The organism is Bacillus sp. CPT56D-587-MTF (genome assembly GCF_058792335.1).
On sequence record NZ_JBYTEF010000001.1, the window covers coordinates 2804603 to 2820804 of the forward strand.

The window sequence follows — 16202 nt, forward strand, 5'->3', positions numbered from 1 at the left end:
TAATGCAAAACTCCATTTATTACTCTATTAAAGAATAACATGATATTAAGTAAACAGAACGAAAGATAACATATTCTTTACATACCCACACTTTAATGAAGGACTAGGCCATTTAAACCTAGTCCTACATAACTTTAACTTTGCTTCACATACTTAATTGTATGAAATGACGTCTCATTAAATAATTGCAAGTTTTCCCCATCATAATCTTGAACTTTATATGCTATTTTCTTTTTTTGAATTGTATCTTCTACACCGTCTACTAAACGTTTATTGAGATGTAAATAGATTGTAAAAGCTTCCTTATCATATTCCCAAGTTCCTTCAATATAATTCTTTTTATTTGGATACTCACCTTTACCATACGTTTCAAATGTCTTATCACCTTTTAAAATGAGTGACATATTGAAACCGTCTGTTCCTTGGAATCCCCAATTACCGATTAATTCCGTACCATCTTTCACATTCTTCATAACGTTATCTGTATTAATTCCAGCTTTCTTATCTAACTCTTTCAAATCTTTCATAGATACTGTACCGTCACCGATTTTAATATCCCCTTCAAGATCTTTGAATGCCTTAAGCCAGTAAATATCTCCTTCTTTCACTAGCTTTTCAGATTTCTCTATTAACTCTTTATCAGTCTTATCACCTTTTTCTCTTTTTTCTTTTCTGGTGAATACTTCATTTATTAAAGAAAAAGACTCTCTAAAATAACTAATTGCTTTTTCAAAATCTTTTTGTTGGTTTACATACTCTGTAGGGGGATCTATCGACTCAAATTTATCTAACACTTTGTTTAATTCTTTCACACTATCTACTATATCTGATTTCTTTTTCTTACCGTCAAAAACCTCTCTTGTAATATTGTTATGCTCCGCAAACAACTTATCAAACTCTACCCCTAATTTATACACTTTATTAGGATAGTCTTCCTTTGAAACTTTTTCTTTCTTACTATTAGACTTCGATTCTTTTACTTTAGACTCTTCCATTTTCTCCTGTTTAGAAGTGTTCGTTTTCTCAGAAACTCCACAACCAAATAACAACATGACCGGAACTGCTACCCCTAGTAGTTTCTTTGCATTCATGACTGATTTCTCCTTCTACTTGAATAGATTACTCTTACTATACCCATCCTCTTTTTTTATCTTGTAATTAAAGTTACAACTGCAATAACTCCTAAAATTGGTCCCCAATATTCCATTTTTATAAAAAATAGCGAGTGTTTTTTGTTAAACATAACTTTTTCACCAGTTTCGGCATCTATATAAACTTTACCATCTGGCTTATTAATATATTTACCTAAATACCAAGACATAACCCCTGATATAATAAACATTACCGCCATTGGCCAACTATGATTTTGAAAATATGTAGCGTCCCCCGTTATAGATCCAAAAATAGCCTTACCCAAAAGAGTATTAATAATTACAATAATTGCGACTAAAAAACCCCAACCAGACCAAATAATCATTTATTTCTCCTCCTAAAGCATACAACTTTGTGCTTTATGTTAATTTGAACTACAAACGAAAATGTTTAAAAAACCGAATATTCAGACGTTAATAATTATATTTAGCTTACATTCGATTCTAACTGTAATGTTCTAAATGCAAATGAACCAGATATAATTTGTAAAATTGTCGGAATAAGTAAAAAGAATAATGACATAAATAACATAACTATAGGAATCACAATCATACAAACTCCATAAACTTTATTATTAACCTTGTTTACTAAACACGATAAAATGAACAACCCTATTTGAACCGTTAAAATAATAGAGTAATAAGCTAAAAGTTCGTAATCAACACCTTCCATAATATTAAACGCTACAACTATTAATATTATAGAAATAATAATTCCCAAAATGCCACCAATTAAACCTAATACAAATTCAGGCGTTCTTTTCAATTCAATCCCCCTTTTATGAACCACTAACTGCTTGTATATTTTTCCCATTCACCATCATACCAAATATTCATTGGAAAAACTATACAAATGTATTTTTTATTCTACTGCAATTTTCTTGTATCTATAGATAACTTGTAGCAGTTACAAAATTAAAACCTTCACAATTACTTACTGAATTGTCATATTGAAAATTATAAATTAAAACGATAGAATTATAGGATTTATTTAATTTAACTACTTCCTTAATTCGAGAAAGTATTTTATCATCATATGAACATCCCGTTAATAACATAGAAATGTCATCACTCGCTTCTTCTAACACTTCCTTTTCAATAAAATCTTCATCTACATCAATCATATCAATATTAAAATCAACAAAAAATCTTGCTGGTATAGCGTCTCCTTCTTCATCATACGTAACATCTATATATGTATCCAACTGATCTTGCGTTTGCATATTACCGAACCATATTGAAACCATTCCGTGTACTTCCATTAATAGCGTCCTCCATTATGAATATATATTCTCATTCAACTTACGCTTTAAAATTCATGATTTTTATAAAAACCATTTCTTCTTTCCTTTCAGTCAAATAGGATTATTCGGAAATTCATTGTCATACTTATGAATTAGCGCTTTATCATTTTCATCAATTGGTACTTCACCTAAGTATTTATGTTTCCAAATAATCATCTGATCACTAAAACTATATTCTGTATCGAACCAATTTGTATAATCGAAATGCATGTTAAATTCCCCACTATGTTCCAGAGACATTGTAAAGGAGTACCAAAGCTCTTGCTGATTATCTTTGAAAACATTTCTTAATTCCTTACTCAATTTATATAAAAAATCTTCTTTCCTTTCAAACTCCTCTTCATCAACTTCGTATTTAAAAGGAATTTCTACACTATACTTATAATTTTCTTTATTTCTGAAGTTGTTATAGAAAAAGTAAGTTCCCCCTCCAGCTTCTGATATTTGTGCATAAAAATAAAATTTCTCCCATTCTTCTGGAATCATGGCATAAACCGTTTCCGCTATCTCTCTATATAATCGATTCAATTTTATTTCCAATTAAATTCCCCCTATTTAATTTTCATCACTTACTTTTTCTATATTATACCATTCTTTTAATTAGCTCTTTATTTACACTAAAGTGTAATGTAGTTCATCTAAAAATCAAACCAAGTTTCGATGCCTTTAGAAAGTAGAAATACCTCTTAAATACAATTAGTATTAAAATAAGAAATATGAAAGACTTAAAAAGGCTCTTACATGAAGGAAGGAAGTGCACAACTTTGGATTTTAAAACAGTTATGCAAGAACTTGAGGCTCTAGGTAAGGAACGAACGAAAAAAATATACATATCTAACGGCGCCCACGAGCCAGTTTTTGGCGTAGCTACAGGCGCTATGAAACCAATCGCTAAAAAAATAAAAGTAAACCAAGAGTTAGCTGAAGAACTTTATGCCACAGGCAACTACGATGCTATGTATTTTGCAGGGATTATTGCGGATCCAAAAGCTATGAGTGAGTCTGATTTTGATCGCTGGATAGACGGGGCATATTTTTATATGCTCTCTGATTATGTAGTGGCAGTAACTTTATCAGAGTCAAATATTGCGCAAGACGTTGCTGATAAATGGATTGCAAGTGGGGACGAGCTTAAAATGTCTGCCGGCTGGAGTTGCTACTGTTGGCTATTAGGAAATCGCAAAGACAATGAATTTTCCGAAAGTAAAATTTCCGATATGCTTGAAATGGTGAAAGATACAATTCATCATTCTCCAGAACGAACAAAATCCGCTATGAATAATTTCCTAAACACCGTGGCAATTTCATATGTACCACTACACGAAAAGGCAGTTGAGACTGCAAAAGAAGTTGGTATAGTTGAAGTCCAACGTGATAATAAAAAAAGCAGTGTGCTAAATGCTACAGAGAGTATTCAGAAAGAACTTGATAGAGGAAGACTTGGTTTCAAGCGTAAGTATGTAAGGTGTTAAACAGATTCGTATCTGGGTGTCAATTCGAGAAAGGTTGACACCTTTTTCCTTCAGGTTATATATCCCCTGACTTATATTAAAAAATAATATCCTGATAACCTACTTCCATTACCTTTTCATTTAATAAACGAACTCCTACACCATTTTCTATATCCCACGTACAATTAAATGTAATTCCAACCTCTTTTCCCTCCATAATATCTGCATACGGAACAACAATACCATCTAAACTAATCATCTCTAGTATTTGATCATTTGTTTCAATTAATGGATAATTTTCTTGCATTCCAATATCATATCCTAATTCACATCGCCTTTGTTTATAATAGTCTAATATAGACTGTAGTAAACTTATTTGTACCTCTTCCCAATTTTTTATTAATGATTGATATGCTACATACTGCCCTTCATCAAACACTCCATCTTCTTCACCATCTATCATCAAATCAATCTCAGTTACATTGCCTATAAAAGTTATAGGCATACACTTAGCCCAAGCATAATTATATTCAATCTCTCCAAAAACTGAATTGTTCACTCTCATTTACCCGTCATTCCTCTCGCACTTATTACTAAGGTGTCCCTGCTTATTGTTAACTCCCATCAACACTTAACACTTGAAATACTCTTTCAAAAACATATAAAACGTTGGCCAACTCTCCTTTAATTCTCCATTTAAAAGTAATTCATCTCCACCTTCAAAATTTACTGAGTAAACTTTATCGGTTACACTATCAAGGACCAATGCAGCATTTGCTGTCATTTCCGTTAATACTAAATACTTATTAGGAAATCCATGTTCCTTTCGAGCAATAATTGTGTAATATTCTATATTATTCTCTTCATCTATAATGTCAAGTAATTCATAAGGAACATGCTCTTCCCAAAATGGTCCTGCAAATCGATAATAAAACTCTCTAAATGTATTAGACACTTCTACACCTAACCTATTTATTACTTCATTCACCTGACCTTTATCTTCCCTTTTATATATATCTTCTTCCAAGACTTCTTCTAAACGATTTGGCAAAGCATGCATTTGTATCCCTCCTTTACAAGGTTTATCCATGTGTTTATGAAATGAATTTGCAGCTCCCTGCAAACTACCTGTACGGCGTAGAACCAATAAATGTAACCTCTAAACCATCAAACATATCCTCTCTTTTCACTTCATTATATTTAAAATCATAAAGAACAATAGCAAAGTTAATATCGTTCGCTAAACTATCTCCATTTACTAGCTTTTTTATTTTAGGAATAATTCGTTCACTATAAGAAAAATCATTTAAAATATGTTCAATTTCCCTTTTATTATTCTCATAAAAACAAATTTCAATATTATCTTCATCATAATAACCGAATTCAAAGCTCGTCCCAAACTTTGAATGAACTGAATCACCATCTATCGTGTAATCTATATCGACATACTCCTCAAGATTTTGGAGTGATTTAGCAATTCCAAACCAAACTGAAGCCATTCCACTATATTCCACTTTCCCACCCCATCTAGCCGGTCTATAATTCATATAAACATTCTTTACTTTACTATTTTTGTAATCTCAAACTAGAAATCAACTCATTTAAACTGTTCGAAATCTCCATAAACAACCCACGTTCGAAATCCTCCAATTCGACTTTGCCACTTACATTATTTAAAACAACTAGTAAACCATTTCCTTCTACTCCTATAGGAATCTTATCTAGCTTACGATGATTTTTTTCATACCTTTCTAACTTCTCTTTGAAAGAGTCCAACTCTATATTTGGCAATACAGCCTCTAAACTAATATAATGGTCACCGATAAACCCATCCAAATCAGTAAACCAATATGAATTAAAATAGTGATGAACTGAATCATGAAACTTAATTCCGAACCGCTCCTCAAGTATTGTTAAATTAGTTTTAATATATTTCTCAACCGGTTTCCATGAAATTTCTTCTTCCTCTATTTCCCCATGATAGATAACGAAATTGACTTTTTCGTTATACGGTGTTTTAAATAAGAAATTCAAACCTCTATCAAAATATTCTTTTCTTAATTTAAAATATGTACTCATAGCATTCTTCACTATCACCATACTCCTCTTCGATGCACCATACATTTTCATTTTCACTTCCAATTATTCATATAAGCTCTCAATTTCCATACACCAAAAAGAACCCTTTTCCATACACTTATCATCAATTTTTTCAATTCTTCCTTCAACCAACTTATTGTAAACTCTGGTATATTATTATCGATAAAGGCATCCTCACCATTTATCTCTACTGCCTTATCAATCATTTTTGAATATACTAATAAACATGCTGCAAATGGAAGTTTCACTTTATCCTGCAATCTCAGCCGAAGAGAGCCCCTCATGAATATTTCCGCTTACAATGATAGAATGTCCCCAAAATATATCTCCATCCGAAAAGAATATTTCAAAATCACCTTCTGAATAAACGCTTAAGCTGCTTAATGTGATGGAATTAATGAACATTTCTTTTGTAATTTCGTCGATTTCTGCTTCATCATCATCTTGTAGCCATTCATTTGCTAACTCTACCAGTTCTTTTGCAGCGTACATTTTCATTTTCATTTTCCATTCATCTTGCTCTTTGAAAAGTGCATGTGCTGTTTCCAGTGCAGACTTCATCATATGTTTGTCTTCACTCCAATCAAAATATAAATGACATTCTTCACCAGCCCAAGATATTCTCTTTTCAAAAGTTTTCACTCTTTTATCGAGTTCGAACACACCCAACATCTCATCATGATAAAAAAGCGGTTTCATTGCATCTTGTAAGATGATTTCCAACTCATCATCTTTATATGGTGTTTCCAAAACCTTAACAAGCATCAATGAATTTTCTGACTTGCGCACCTGTAATGCTACAACTGTATTTGCTGTCAAAATGTCTTTTGATTTTCTCCATTCTGCATCATCAACCAACCATGCCAGTCGTATGTCTTCTTTTCTAATCGTTTCATTGTTATGTAAGTCTTTCCACGCAATCAAATCAATTGACGCAGTCCACAAAATGTTGTCACCGCCTTTTGATGCGCCGATTCCTAATGCCCCTGTGACAGCTGCTATTTCAATCACATTTTCTGAGAATCTATTTTCAAATCTACTTATTTCACTTGATTTACTCAATTTCGAATACATTCCTTTCATCACCCACAGGCATAAGTACTTTGTGAGTTTTCCTGTTTTATTATAATTGGTCATGGTAAAACCTATATAGAATTATAGCTATAATTCTATATAGGCTTTTTTTCACTTGGAATTTTAAATTTATTTACATCATATTCTTTAATTATATATACTTTTATAGCTTTAAAATCTTTACCAAATGCAAGAGATGGATTTTTTAAAAAATATATTATTTCTTCCTCGTCATAAATTCGGGCTTTAATTATTTCTTTGTCCGAGTGAAACGATAAATTGACTCCTTTGTAAAAATATTCGTAGTATCCTTCTTCATCCTGCTCACTCTTATCTTCAAAAGGAACAGATTCAATATAATATATATTCCCATTTACATTTATTGATTTCATACAGCACCACTTCCTTTTCAAGAATATTCATAAGAAATTAAATAGTCTCTGTCAATCATACCAAAAATAAGGGATTTACTTTTAGAATTTATAAAAAATATATAGGATTAAATTTAAATCTTTATTTTATTTTTCATATTACTTCATTATCTCTGTACAATTGTGTAATGTGTCACAGAAGTAGACATATTGCAATGAGTCGCAGTGAAGTGGAATATCCCTTGAGAATATAAAATAAGAAGATCAATCTAGAAAGACTATCTAGTTCGATCTTATTTTATTGAATTTTTAATTAATGCAATTTTGCCCTTAAAATAATATAATCAACGGGTGGATTATTATTTACATCCTCAAAACTGGGTCTAATTTTAAAATCAAATTCATTTGTTATATTTTTCAATGAATAAAGGTTTGTTCTATCTACACTTGTACGGGGGAGCAATATATCCGAAAACGTAAAACGCATGAAGAATATGTTGCGGAACTATTAGAAAACGCGGGTACAATATGCCGCAGAGGTTTTAGAAGTTCATGGCGATGTTATAGGAACATACAAAGGCGCTAGAAATACCACAGAACACAAATGTAACTCATGTAAAAATATATGGGAGGCAGCACCAACAAATATTTTAAAAGGAAAGGGAGAGAAACATTATGTCAAAGTTATTACGTGAATTATCTAAACCGGATAGTGAGGCCCTGCGTTCCGAAGCACTAGAACAGTTAAAAGTTACTTCAGGTAAAATTGTTGCTTGTGATCCTCTTATTTTTAATAAAAATCACTTCGAACAAACAATTCAGCCAGGTACATATCCAATTGTTGTTTGGTGGCATAAGGAAGATGGAGTCATTGCTGGTGCCGAATTGAAATTGTCGGAGTCAAAAGCGGTAAGATGGAAGATGGCAACAAAACCAGGACAAAATGTCAGTGAACTGGAAGACGGATATATTTTTGGTTACCCCGTTGATACAGGCTTAGGGTGCTTTGCAGATGTTGAGGCAATTGATAAGTTAGAAGAAATAGAAGATAGGTTACAACAAGAACTAGGAGAAGAATTTACTAGTTTGTATGATGATCTTATAGATGACATACTAACAGAACATGATGAAGATTGGGGAAATTGCGTGGTGTGTGAGGAAACAGGAAGTAATATTATTATATTCCGTTCAGGTTATGGAGATGGATTTTACCCTTCCTATTGGGGAATCGATGAAGCAGGAAAAATCGTTTCACTTGTTACTGATTTTCAAGTGCTACATGAGGAAAATTGAGGACAACATCAATAATGATATAAGAATCAATATTTTTTCTTTTACAGCGTCAAATATTCCTCGTCTAATATTTGTATATAACTCGTAGAATAATCTCCTTATATACTACTGGTTCTAATAAATAGGGTTATATTCTTAAGTGAATATAACCCGTCATTTTATCATGATAGAGGTGAACTTCAGACACTCTACGCTCCGAAATTACTTTTTCTATGATTTCCTGGCGATTATATTCTACCTGCACCGTTTCACAGTTTCCCCAATGAGTAGGAGCGGATTTTTCGTTTGACTCAAATACATCTAGAAGACGATTCAATATCTCTTCCTCGTTAAATGCTACAGTCGGATACATTGCGATTGTAAAATAATTCGGTTTCATTTTACTACTCCTTTTATTTGCTTTATCACAGCCAAATAAGTTTAAATCCCTTTCCCACTATTAATCATGTAACTTATTTAAAAACTCCGTAAAATCATTAGCAATATAGAATACATTTTCTCTCGCTACTTCCTCTGTTTCCTCAGCCGTAATCCCTTCACTTTCCATCAATGTTTCCTTTTCCCATGCCCCCTCATGTTCCCAAAAGACGACAATTGGATCTTCTTCATGATTTTTATAATCAAAGCAGATTAAATTTCCTGCTGGATCAAATGCGAATGGCACCAATTCACTCGGTAATGTGTCATTGTAGTCATAGAATACCTCAATAATATTTTCATCATTATCCATATCATAAGTTAGTAATGTACCAAAAACTTTTCTCTTCCCCTCAACTTCAAATACTTCTGGGCTAACATGTGCTCCGTTATTCTTCATTACACATTCTATATAATCTAAAGGAAAATGAATGCCCAACTCTTTTTCTCATTTATATTTGTTTGTTCGCGCCATAAACATACTTCTATATTTCGATACCTCTTCACATTTCCTATATCTCTTTCTACGACTATCTCTCACTCGAATTACAATTCGTTATTTTATTAATATTCAACATTTTTAATATAGTGCTTATTACTTCTTTAAACCGCTACTGAATTTTTCCGCATATAGTATATCGAATTCAGTTAGTTCTAGTTTTTGTTCTATAATATTCCCTTGTTCATCATACTTTTTAAAAGTCATTTCACGTCCCGCAATACATTCAGACTCATGCTTCTTCATTCCATTTTGAAAAAATTCAACACAGTACCCTTCAACCGCGCTTCTATTCATATTACTGATTCTTTTTATATTTCCATCCATATAAAACTCCACATACTCTCCTTGTTTAACACCATTTTCTACATAGAAATAACATTCTATATTTCCATTCTCATAAACATCATAAGCTAAGCCAGTAAACAATTTTTCTTTACCATCATCCGCACACTCTACTATTCCTAACCCATAAGGTCCCCCATATTCTAAACATTCTTCAAACTCAAGGCCATTCTGTATTATATACTCCTTCGTTAACACATCATTTAACATTTTCAATCCTCCTTTACAATATTAGCTAATGGTTAAGCCTTGTGTAATAGTAAGTTTTTATCGTAATATAATTCTATTTTTATTGTGTAATTTCTATATAAAATGAGAGGGATTTTCTAATATTCGTTTGTAACGTATGCTATCATAGGCCTTTAAATGTTCAAAATTCATTTACTTCTCACCAGACACACTTTTCTGTTCAATCCAAACCTCGCATTTACACAGTGCATCTCTTTCAGTAAATTAAAGCAATAGAAACTATCTTTAGTTTTTCCTCTTCTCTTATTTTTTGCCACAACTGTTTGCTAAGTGAACATGTTCATTAAAAATGTTGTTGTTAATTTGTTTTTCATATTTTTTTAATGTTTCATTTATTTTACTGCCAGTTTTACTTTCAAAACTTTTCTCTAATTCTGCTGCTATATCTCTTAGACTTGTTTGTAATTCATGAAATGCCCCTATGTTTTTTTGAAGAGCATATGTATCTTCTTTTATAATGTCTATTGATTTAAACCCTACTTCTGTTTTTAACATCATACGCTGCATTTCTCTTTCAATCTGTTTTTTAGCAGCTTGTAACTCCTCAACAACCTGATCTGCTAAATCTCCTGTAACACTTTCGATTTGCTTTTCTATCTTTTTAATTTCCCCCATAAAATCCATCATATAATTATCTCCTTATCTAAACTGAAAATTCCCCGCTAATTGATTATCTTTATCCCTAAGTGAATTTGCTGCATCACTAATTTCATCCCCAAATCTACTTAAACTTTTTTGTTCTTTTCTTAAAAGATGAATTAATTCTTCTGCCATGTGTACATCGTGAAAATAGTCATTTCCACCTTCTTTCGTTTTGGCAATTCGTGAGATGGCTTCATCTATTTCATATGCTTCTAATAGATGATATTTCCCACCTGGCCCTGTTTCATATTTTAATTGACTTTTCAACTTTTGAACCGCTTCAGCTTCTCTTCTTTGAAACTCTTCTATATTTTTTGCTATATCTGATAATCGATTACTGAGCATTTGAATTTTTTGTGCTTGTCTTATAATATCTTCAGGTTCTAATTTTAATATTGGACTTCCATTTGAATGAAATGCTCCTCTAAATGTATCTCTACCGTGTCCTTCCATAGTTAAACGTGTAAAAAAATCTTCTTTTGTATCATTCTGTCTCACTGTAAATTGCTTACCAATTAGAGGTGCACCGAATTGAGTATGGTTACCAATTGGGTCATTCTCATGTGTATAATCCGTAGCTTTGTTTTCCATTTCCCCTCTATCTACCCGTTTTTTCGCTTCAGGACTTAGCAAACGATAAGGATTTGGTGCAGCCCATGTAGTTGCATAAAAATTCCGTTCCGAAGCAACATAATCAGCTTCTGCGCCTCCTTTACTATGCCCTGTAGCATGCACATAAGTTGGCTGATATGTTTCATTTACTTTATCTACCCATTCCAACCCGGTATTAAAAGATGTTGCAAAATCTGGTTTTACTGTTTGACTATTACTTGGAGTAATTAATTTAGAATGTGTTTTAATTCCAAACGTAATTTGATCGATATCTGTTTCGAAATCTGCTAATTGCTTAGGCTCTGTTCCACGAAATGCAAATACTATAGTTTCATAGTGAGTTTTATTCTCTTTATAATCATTTTTCGGCACCACTGCAATAGCTTGTAATCCATTTTTCACTTTTTGACAATCTGCATCTATTGATTCTATAACTACCCATCTTTTATTATGTCCTTTTATTTCTGCTCCTTTATGTAAAGTTCGATCATCATAAACGGCATCTGATAAATCGAAACAATCTTCCTCTGTCGCAATTGCATTCTTTTTAAATTCACTCATATGTTTCAACTCATTTCATGGTATATTTTAACTATATTGAAATATAAGGGGATTTTTTATGAAGAAAAAATTGGTAATTATTTTATCCATTATTTGTATTATAGCAGGAGGGTATTTTACAATGGAATACTTAAAATATAAAGAAAAAAAAGAAATTTTTTGGAAAGTACAAGAGGCAAGAGTAACGAAGTATATTCATTATAATGTTAAAGATGTTAAATCTATTACATTTACAGAACGTGAAACTAGTCCTATGGGAATTCCTAGACTAAAAGGGTATATAAATAATGACCAACAATTAGATTTTGTAGCTCGTATTAGTACGACAGAGAATTTCGAAGATAAATTTGACTGTTCCGGGGAATTAGGAAAACTTATAAAAGACCCTGAAAAGTCCGTATCCGAAATTGAAAAGGAAGAGAAGGAAGAGAAAGAAAAGAAGTAAGAATAGTCTCTGCACTACTCTTGTCTTCCCTATCCCATTTTAAGAAGAATGTAATGGTAAGTTTTTTATAAGGGGATTTTCTAATGAAGAAAGTAGTTATTTTGATTGTATCTGCTTTGGTGCTCATAGCAGGAGGATTTTTCACTTTGGAATACTTAAAACATAAAGAACAAGAAGAAATTTTTTGGAAGGCACAAAAGGCACGTGTAGAAAAGTATATTCGTTATAATATTCAGGATGTAAAATCTATTACATTTATAGAACATAAAATAAGTCCAATGGGAATTCCTTCTATAGAAGGATATATAAATGATGATAAAGATCTATGGTTTGATGCTAGTATCAGTACTACAGAAAACTTCGAAGATAAATTTTCACGTTCTGGAGAACTGGGAAAACTTATAAAAGACCCTGAAAAATCCGTTTCCGAAATTGAAAAGGAAGAAAAGAAAAAAATCCAAGAGTAGTCTTTACGATTACTCTTTTGTTTTCCTATAAAAAATAAAACAAAAGTTGATTATTTGTAATATAGTAATAGCCATTTAACTATCTATAAGATAATTTTTTTATATTTGATAACCATATGCCTATCAATCCCATTATTTTAGTCTTATTTTTTTCCAATCTTTATTATCTCTCATCTATCTTACGTTTTATGTATGCAGCGATTTCTATTCTCTTGTTTAGCTATGTCTCTTACATTGGCAGAAACATGAATTATTCAACCGAAGATTTATAATCACTCTTTACATTTTTCAATCCTTCTATTACATTATTTATTCTTCCCAATAAATCTTTTATTTCCTCTACTGTCAATTCTCCTTCTGCCTCTTGAGGGTTAAACATACTTAGCCTCTTTGTTATACCTTCAATACGCCCAACAAAAACTATATGATAATCGACTGCAATTTCTCCTATGGCAGTATCAACTATAACACCTTCAATCTTTCCTAAATTATCAAATTCATCCGCTAGTTTTGCTATAGCATATCGATACCCTCTCTCTTCATCTAATAACTCTTCATACGCCTCCCGAATTGCATGAAATAATTCATTATACTCCCAATCTTTCATACATCCTCCCTCAAAAAAAATCCCCACGCTTATGTGAAAATAATCTTTCAACACAAATATGAGGACTTCCTTATTTCATTACTATACTTTACACATTTTATTCGTTAGAATCTTATTCGTTAGAATCTTCTTCATTCAATTTATATACTCTATCTCTTTTCTCATCACTTTTGACAAAAATAAGCTTTCCTTCTTTAACAAAACCTTCTAATAGTAAGCATACTTGCCCATATGCTTTAGGCTTATTCGTTGTGAATCTCTCATCTGATATTTTACCAGCTCGTATTAATTGTTCGCATAACTCAAGTGCACTTATTTCTTCAGAATTAATTAATTCTAAAATATCCTTTTGTAAGGGCGATAAAGGCACAGGGGTCTCAGCTACCTCCACCTTTTCTCGTTTGTTTTCTTCTTCAAATAAATCTTCGAATGAAATTTGATTCATACTTCTTTTCCTTTCTAACGATTGATTTGTATAACATGAACTGAATCCTATAGCGTATGTATTATTATGTTACCTTTTTTCATAAATCCCAAACTCATGTACATCGTTTCATATAGTATATTTCGATTATACCAAATATACGTTCTGTTTTCTATTGTAGAATTCGTTATAATAGGAATGAAAGTAATGATGAACATTTTTCTCGTTGTTAATTGTATACTATCTGTAAAAAAACAGAAATTCAATTTATAAATTTGTATAATAAAATAGTACGAGTGAAATTTTATTATAGAAAGGTTCTGTTAATATGTTAGGTATTCATGTTGAAAAAACAAAAGATGAACTAATTATTTCATGGCAATTCTCTAAAATTCATATTCCATTATGTGAAATCACTGAGGTGACGGAAGATAATACATATGCTGGTGTTGAAGAAAAAAGCGCAATCCGAATTAGAACAGCATATGGTACAACTGATCGTATTTTAATTAAGACAGTAAAGCAAAATTATTTATTATTCACTACTAATAGAATATCCATTTTAAATAAAATAAAAGCTTAATTGTTTTTCTTCCTATATTTAAATGTTAAACATCTACATTCTATTATAGGAAACGCTACAAAAAATTCGTTGATTACTCCTGCTCCTAATTCGGAAGCATATGGTGAAACTATATAACACAAACACTCTAGCTCTTCGCTAGGGTGTTCTTAGTTTTATCTATAATACAGTAGTTCTACAAGTCTTATTTATTTTTATGAACTCCTTGTAATTGACTAAGAACCTCATTGGCAGTCCTCTCAAATCTTTTAGGGTTATCAGCAATAATTTCATTAAGTAAATTAATTATCGTTAGTTGTATATCATGATTCATTCCTACAAGTACTTTAGCATACTCACTTCTATATAAATCATTATTTAAAATTCTTATGTTTAGTAGCATTGCCCACTCTTTTGCACTCTCAACCATTTTTGGTAAAGCTTTAGGCATCTCCGTTAAATATTTTCCGAAGCTCCCCTAGCTAGTTTTAACCATTTTATTTATCTAGATTGATATTTTAACGAAGTATATCCAGGCTATTTGCAGATTCAAATTCAGCTAAATTTTCATATTCCTACACGCAAACTTTAGAGTTATTTTATATAAATTTATTAAATAACCTCTTTACAAATCTATCATTTGCTATTAATTCAAATAGGTTGGTAATTGATTTAACCATTCTTCAAAATTATCCGCTTCCTTAGTTACACCATGTTCTTCATGAAAATAAAAGTAAACTCCCGTTCTCTGCCCCTCTTTTGAATGAAGGCAAAAGTAATCCCCATTACCTATACTATAAAAAGGGATTAGTTCTTTTTTCCAAAAACCTTCTTTCATTTCATAATCATAAATAAATTCAATAGTATCATTTCCGTTCGTCTTACCACTAGAAACATTTAAAATATCCCCTGGAAATACATATTCAGACATTAGTTCAATAAAGCATTTAAATTCTTTAGGAAATTGACATCCAAATTTTTTCTCCAGTTCCCTCTAATCATTATCTGAAGGGGAATCTAAATCCTCTAATTCTTTATCTAACATACTGTCTAATAAGTTTGCAATTTCATCTTTTCCCACAAACTATCCCCCTTATACTAGAAAAAAGGCTGAATTCTATTTTATTTACAAGTATTCTCTCGATTAAAGTCAAATACTACTAAATATGTGTTCTTTTCCATAGTATCCCCTTATCACAATTTCTCTAAGATTAAATTTACTTTTTCTAAATATAAATCTGGATTGTCCTCTCTTATCTCGAGAAGAATTCCTTTAATTATTTGCTTTGTTGAACTATTTATATTTTGTAAAACATTCATATACGATACGACTAAATCTTTTGAATGTAAAAGTGTCCGATGAATTCTTTCCACCTAGAATTCTGCATGAGATAACATTTTAGGAATAATAATAGCTAATTTGCATAGTCCTTCCTCTACTCCGGAATGTTTAGCAATATAAAAAATCGTTTCAACAAGGTAGTCACCCGCTGATGGCTCAGCAATATGATCCTCAAAAATTATACAAAGATCAGGAATTATATCATTTGTCCCTTTATTTGCTAATTCATTAAGAATACTCTCAAAAACTTCAATATTATCCCCTTCATTCTCTAGAAAACGCATTT

General features: G+C 31.5%; 24 protein-coding genes and 3 pseudogenes. 5 read left to right on the forward strand and 22 right to left on the reverse strand.

Annotation, left to right across the window (positions count from 1 at the left end; all coding sequences use genetic code 11):
* Nucleotides 1-134 precede the first annotated feature (134 nt).
* The 5 genes from AC3WVZ_RS14320 to AC3WVZ_RS14340 all read right to left on the reverse strand — a co-directional run bounded on the left by AC3WVZ_RS14320 (nt 135) and on the right by AC3WVZ_RS14340 (nt 2995).
* Nucleotides 135-1091, reverse strand: a complete 957-nt coding sequence (locus AC3WVZ_RS14320; RefSeq protein WP_000992196.1) for a DUF3994 domain-containing protein — start codon at nt 1089-1091, stop codon at nt 135-137.
* Nucleotides 1092-1147: 56 nt separating this feature from the next.
* Complete coding sequence (locus tag AC3WVZ_RS14325) at nt 1148-1477, reverse strand: hypothetical protein (protein WP_000587856.1); 330 nt, start codon at nt 1475-1477, stop codon at nt 1148-1150.
* Nucleotides 1478-1578: 101 nt separating this feature from the next.
* Nucleotides 1579-1917: a DUF4064 domain-containing protein gene (locus tag AC3WVZ_RS14330; protein WP_000831725.1), complete on the reverse strand. Its 339-nt coding sequence runs from the start codon at nt 1915-1917 to the stop codon at nt 1579-1581.
* 121 nt (nt 1918-2038) lie between these two features.
* Nucleotides 2039-2413, reverse strand: a complete 375-nt coding sequence (locus AC3WVZ_RS14335) for an immunity 22 family protein (RefSeq protein ID WP_000451789.1) — start codon at nt 2411-2413, stop codon at nt 2039-2041.
* A gap of 93 nt (nt 2414-2506) precedes the next feature.
* Nucleotides 2507-2995: an antitoxin YezG family protein gene (locus AC3WVZ_RS14340; protein ID WP_000403551.1), complete on the reverse strand. Its 489-nt coding sequence runs from the start codon at nt 2993-2995 to the stop codon at nt 2507-2509.
* Nucleotides 2996-3219: 224 nt separating this feature from the next.
* On the opposite strand from AC3WVZ_RS14340, the gene AC3WVZ_RS14345 reads away from it, so the two are divergent.
* Complete coding sequence (locus tag AC3WVZ_RS14345) at nt 3220-3927, forward strand: DNA alkylation repair protein (protein ID WP_086395816.1); 708 nt, start codon at nt 3220-3222, stop codon at nt 3925-3927.
* Between the two features lie 76 nt (nt 3928-4003).
* Here AC3WVZ_RS14345 and AC3WVZ_RS14350 read toward each other — a convergent pair whose 3' ends face one another.
* From AC3WVZ_RS14350 to AC3WVZ_RS14380, 7 genes and pseudogenes are all read right to left on the reverse strand, one after another.
* Complete coding sequence (locus AC3WVZ_RS14350) at nt 4004-4471, reverse strand: DUF6985 domain-containing protein (RefSeq protein ID WP_086395815.1); 468 nt, start codon at nt 4469-4471, stop codon at nt 4004-4006.
* A gap of 66 nt (nt 4472-4537) precedes the next feature.
* Nucleotides 4538-4966 (reverse strand): SMI1/KNR4 family protein, encoded by a 429-nt coding sequence (locus tag AC3WVZ_RS14355; protein ID WP_063246245.1) that lies wholly within the window; start codon nt 4964-4966, stop codon nt 4538-4540.
* Nucleotides 4967-5030: 64 nt separating this feature from the next.
* Entirely contained in the window at nt 5031-5453 is a 423-nt protein-coding gene (locus AC3WVZ_RS14360; protein ID WP_142284564.1) for an immunity 22 family protein, read from the reverse strand.
* 19 nt (nt 5454-5472) lie between these two features.
* Nucleotides 5473-5985 carry a SecY-interacting protein Syd gene (locus tag AC3WVZ_RS14365; RefSeq protein ID WP_153595442.1) on the reverse strand — a complete coding sequence of 171 codons (513 nt, stop codon included), beginning with the start codon at nt 5983-5985 and terminating at the stop codon, nt 5473-5475.
* 63 nt (nt 5986-6048) lie between these two features.
* A pseudogene (locus AC3WVZ_RS14370) lies at nt 6049-6242 on the reverse strand (hypothetical protein); the annotation flags it as partial.
* Between the two features lie 13 nt (nt 6243-6255).
* Nucleotides 6256-7089: a DUF2262 domain-containing protein gene (locus tag AC3WVZ_RS14375; RefSeq protein WP_004406083.1), complete on the reverse strand. Its 834-nt coding sequence runs from the start codon at nt 7087-7089 to the stop codon at nt 6256-6258.
* Between the two features lie 86 nt (nt 7090-7175).
* Nucleotides 7176-7472, reverse strand: coding sequence for a hypothetical protein (locus tag AC3WVZ_RS14380; RefSeq protein ID WP_059303619.1), 297 nt, complete (start codon nt 7470-7472; stop codon nt 7176-7178).
* 654 nt (nt 7473-8126) lie between these two features.
* Between AC3WVZ_RS14380 and AC3WVZ_RS14385 the strand changes: the two genes are divergently transcribed.
* Entirely contained in the window at nt 8127-8744 is a 618-nt protein-coding gene (locus AC3WVZ_RS14385; protein ID WP_059303618.1) for a DUF4241 domain-containing protein, read from the forward strand.
* Nucleotides 8745-8871: 127 nt separating this feature from the next.
* On the opposite strand, the gene AC3WVZ_RS14390 is transcribed toward AC3WVZ_RS14385, so the two are convergent.
* From AC3WVZ_RS14390 to AC3WVZ_RS14410, 5 genes are all read right to left on the reverse strand, one after another.
* Nucleotides 8872-9123, reverse strand: coding sequence for a hypothetical protein (locus tag AC3WVZ_RS14390; protein WP_059303617.1), 252 nt, complete (start codon nt 9121-9123; stop codon nt 8872-8874).
* 60 nt (nt 9124-9183) lie between these two features.
* Entirely contained in the window at nt 9184-9600 is a 417-nt protein-coding gene (locus AC3WVZ_RS14395) for an SMI1/KNR4 family protein (protein ID WP_326235487.1), read from the reverse strand.
* 156 nt (nt 9601-9756) lie between these two features.
* A complete protein-coding gene (locus AC3WVZ_RS14400) occupies nt 9757-10215 on the reverse strand; it encodes a toxin-antitoxin system YwqK family antitoxin (protein ID WP_163062088.1) in 459 nt (152 codons plus the stop codon).
* A gap of 282 nt (nt 10216-10497) precedes the next feature.
* Nucleotides 10498-10881 (reverse strand): hypothetical protein, encoded by a 384-nt coding sequence (locus AC3WVZ_RS14405; RefSeq protein WP_000968639.1) that lies wholly within the window; start codon nt 10879-10881, stop codon nt 10498-10500.
* Nucleotides 10882-10893: 12 nt separating this feature from the next.
* Nucleotides 10894-12069, reverse strand: a complete 1176-nt coding sequence (locus tag AC3WVZ_RS14410; RefSeq protein WP_059303615.1) for an alpha/beta hydrolase family protein — start codon at nt 12067-12069, stop codon at nt 10894-10896.
* A 58-nt stretch (nt 12070-12127) separates the two neighbouring features.
* Between AC3WVZ_RS14410 and AC3WVZ_RS14415 the strand changes: the two genes are divergently transcribed.
* Together AC3WVZ_RS14415 and AC3WVZ_RS14420 are read left to right on the forward strand one after the other, a co-directional pair.
* A complete protein-coding gene (locus AC3WVZ_RS14415; protein WP_086395808.1) occupies nt 12128-12514 on the forward strand; it encodes a DUF1433 domain-containing protein in 387 nt (128 codons plus the stop codon).
* A gap of 83 nt (nt 12515-12597) precedes the next feature.
* A complete protein-coding gene (locus tag AC3WVZ_RS14420; RefSeq protein WP_016124882.1) occupies nt 12598-12981 on the forward strand; it encodes a DUF1433 domain-containing protein in 384 nt (127 codons plus the stop codon).
* A 250-nt stretch (nt 12982-13231) separates the two neighbouring features.
* On the opposite strand, the gene AC3WVZ_RS14425 is transcribed toward AC3WVZ_RS14420, so the two are convergent.
* Entirely contained in the window at nt 13232-13588 is a 357-nt protein-coding gene (locus tag AC3WVZ_RS14425; protein ID WP_016124883.1) for an Imm3 family immunity protein, read from the reverse strand.
* A gap of 112 nt (nt 13589-13700) precedes the next feature.
* Nucleotides 13701-14033: a DUF3895 domain-containing protein gene (locus AC3WVZ_RS14430; protein ID WP_001071930.1), complete on the reverse strand. Its 333-nt coding sequence runs from the start codon at nt 14031-14033 to the stop codon at nt 13701-13703.
* Nucleotides 14034-14340: 307 nt separating this feature from the next.
* On the opposite strand from AC3WVZ_RS14430, the gene AC3WVZ_RS14435 reads away from it, so the two are divergent.
* Nucleotides 14341-14595 carry a SunI/YnzG family protein gene (locus tag AC3WVZ_RS14435; RefSeq protein ID WP_233936535.1) on the forward strand — a complete coding sequence of 85 codons (255 nt, stop codon included), beginning with the start codon at nt 14341-14343 and terminating at the stop codon, nt 14593-14595.
* 184 nt (nt 14596-14779) lie between these two features.
* Here AC3WVZ_RS14435 and AC3WVZ_RS14440 read toward each other — a convergent pair.
* The 3 genes and pseudogenes from AC3WVZ_RS14440 to AC3WVZ_RS14450 form a co-directional block, all read right to left on the reverse strand.
* Nucleotides 14780-15043: pseudogene (locus tag AC3WVZ_RS14440) on the reverse strand (Imm30 family immunity protein); the annotation flags it as partial.
* A gap of 177 nt (nt 15044-15220) precedes the next feature.
* A pseudogene (locus AC3WVZ_RS14445) lies at nt 15221-15655 on the reverse strand (SMI1/KNR4 family protein).
* A gap of 293 nt (nt 15656-15948) precedes the next feature.
* The gene (locus AC3WVZ_RS14450) at nt 15949-16200 is read right to left on the reverse strand and encodes an Imm30 family immunity protein (RefSeq protein ID WP_001211429.1); all 252 of its coding nucleotides are present in this window, start codon (nt 16198-16200) and stop codon (nt 15949-15951) included.
* Nucleotides 16201-16202 lie beyond the last annotated feature (2 nt).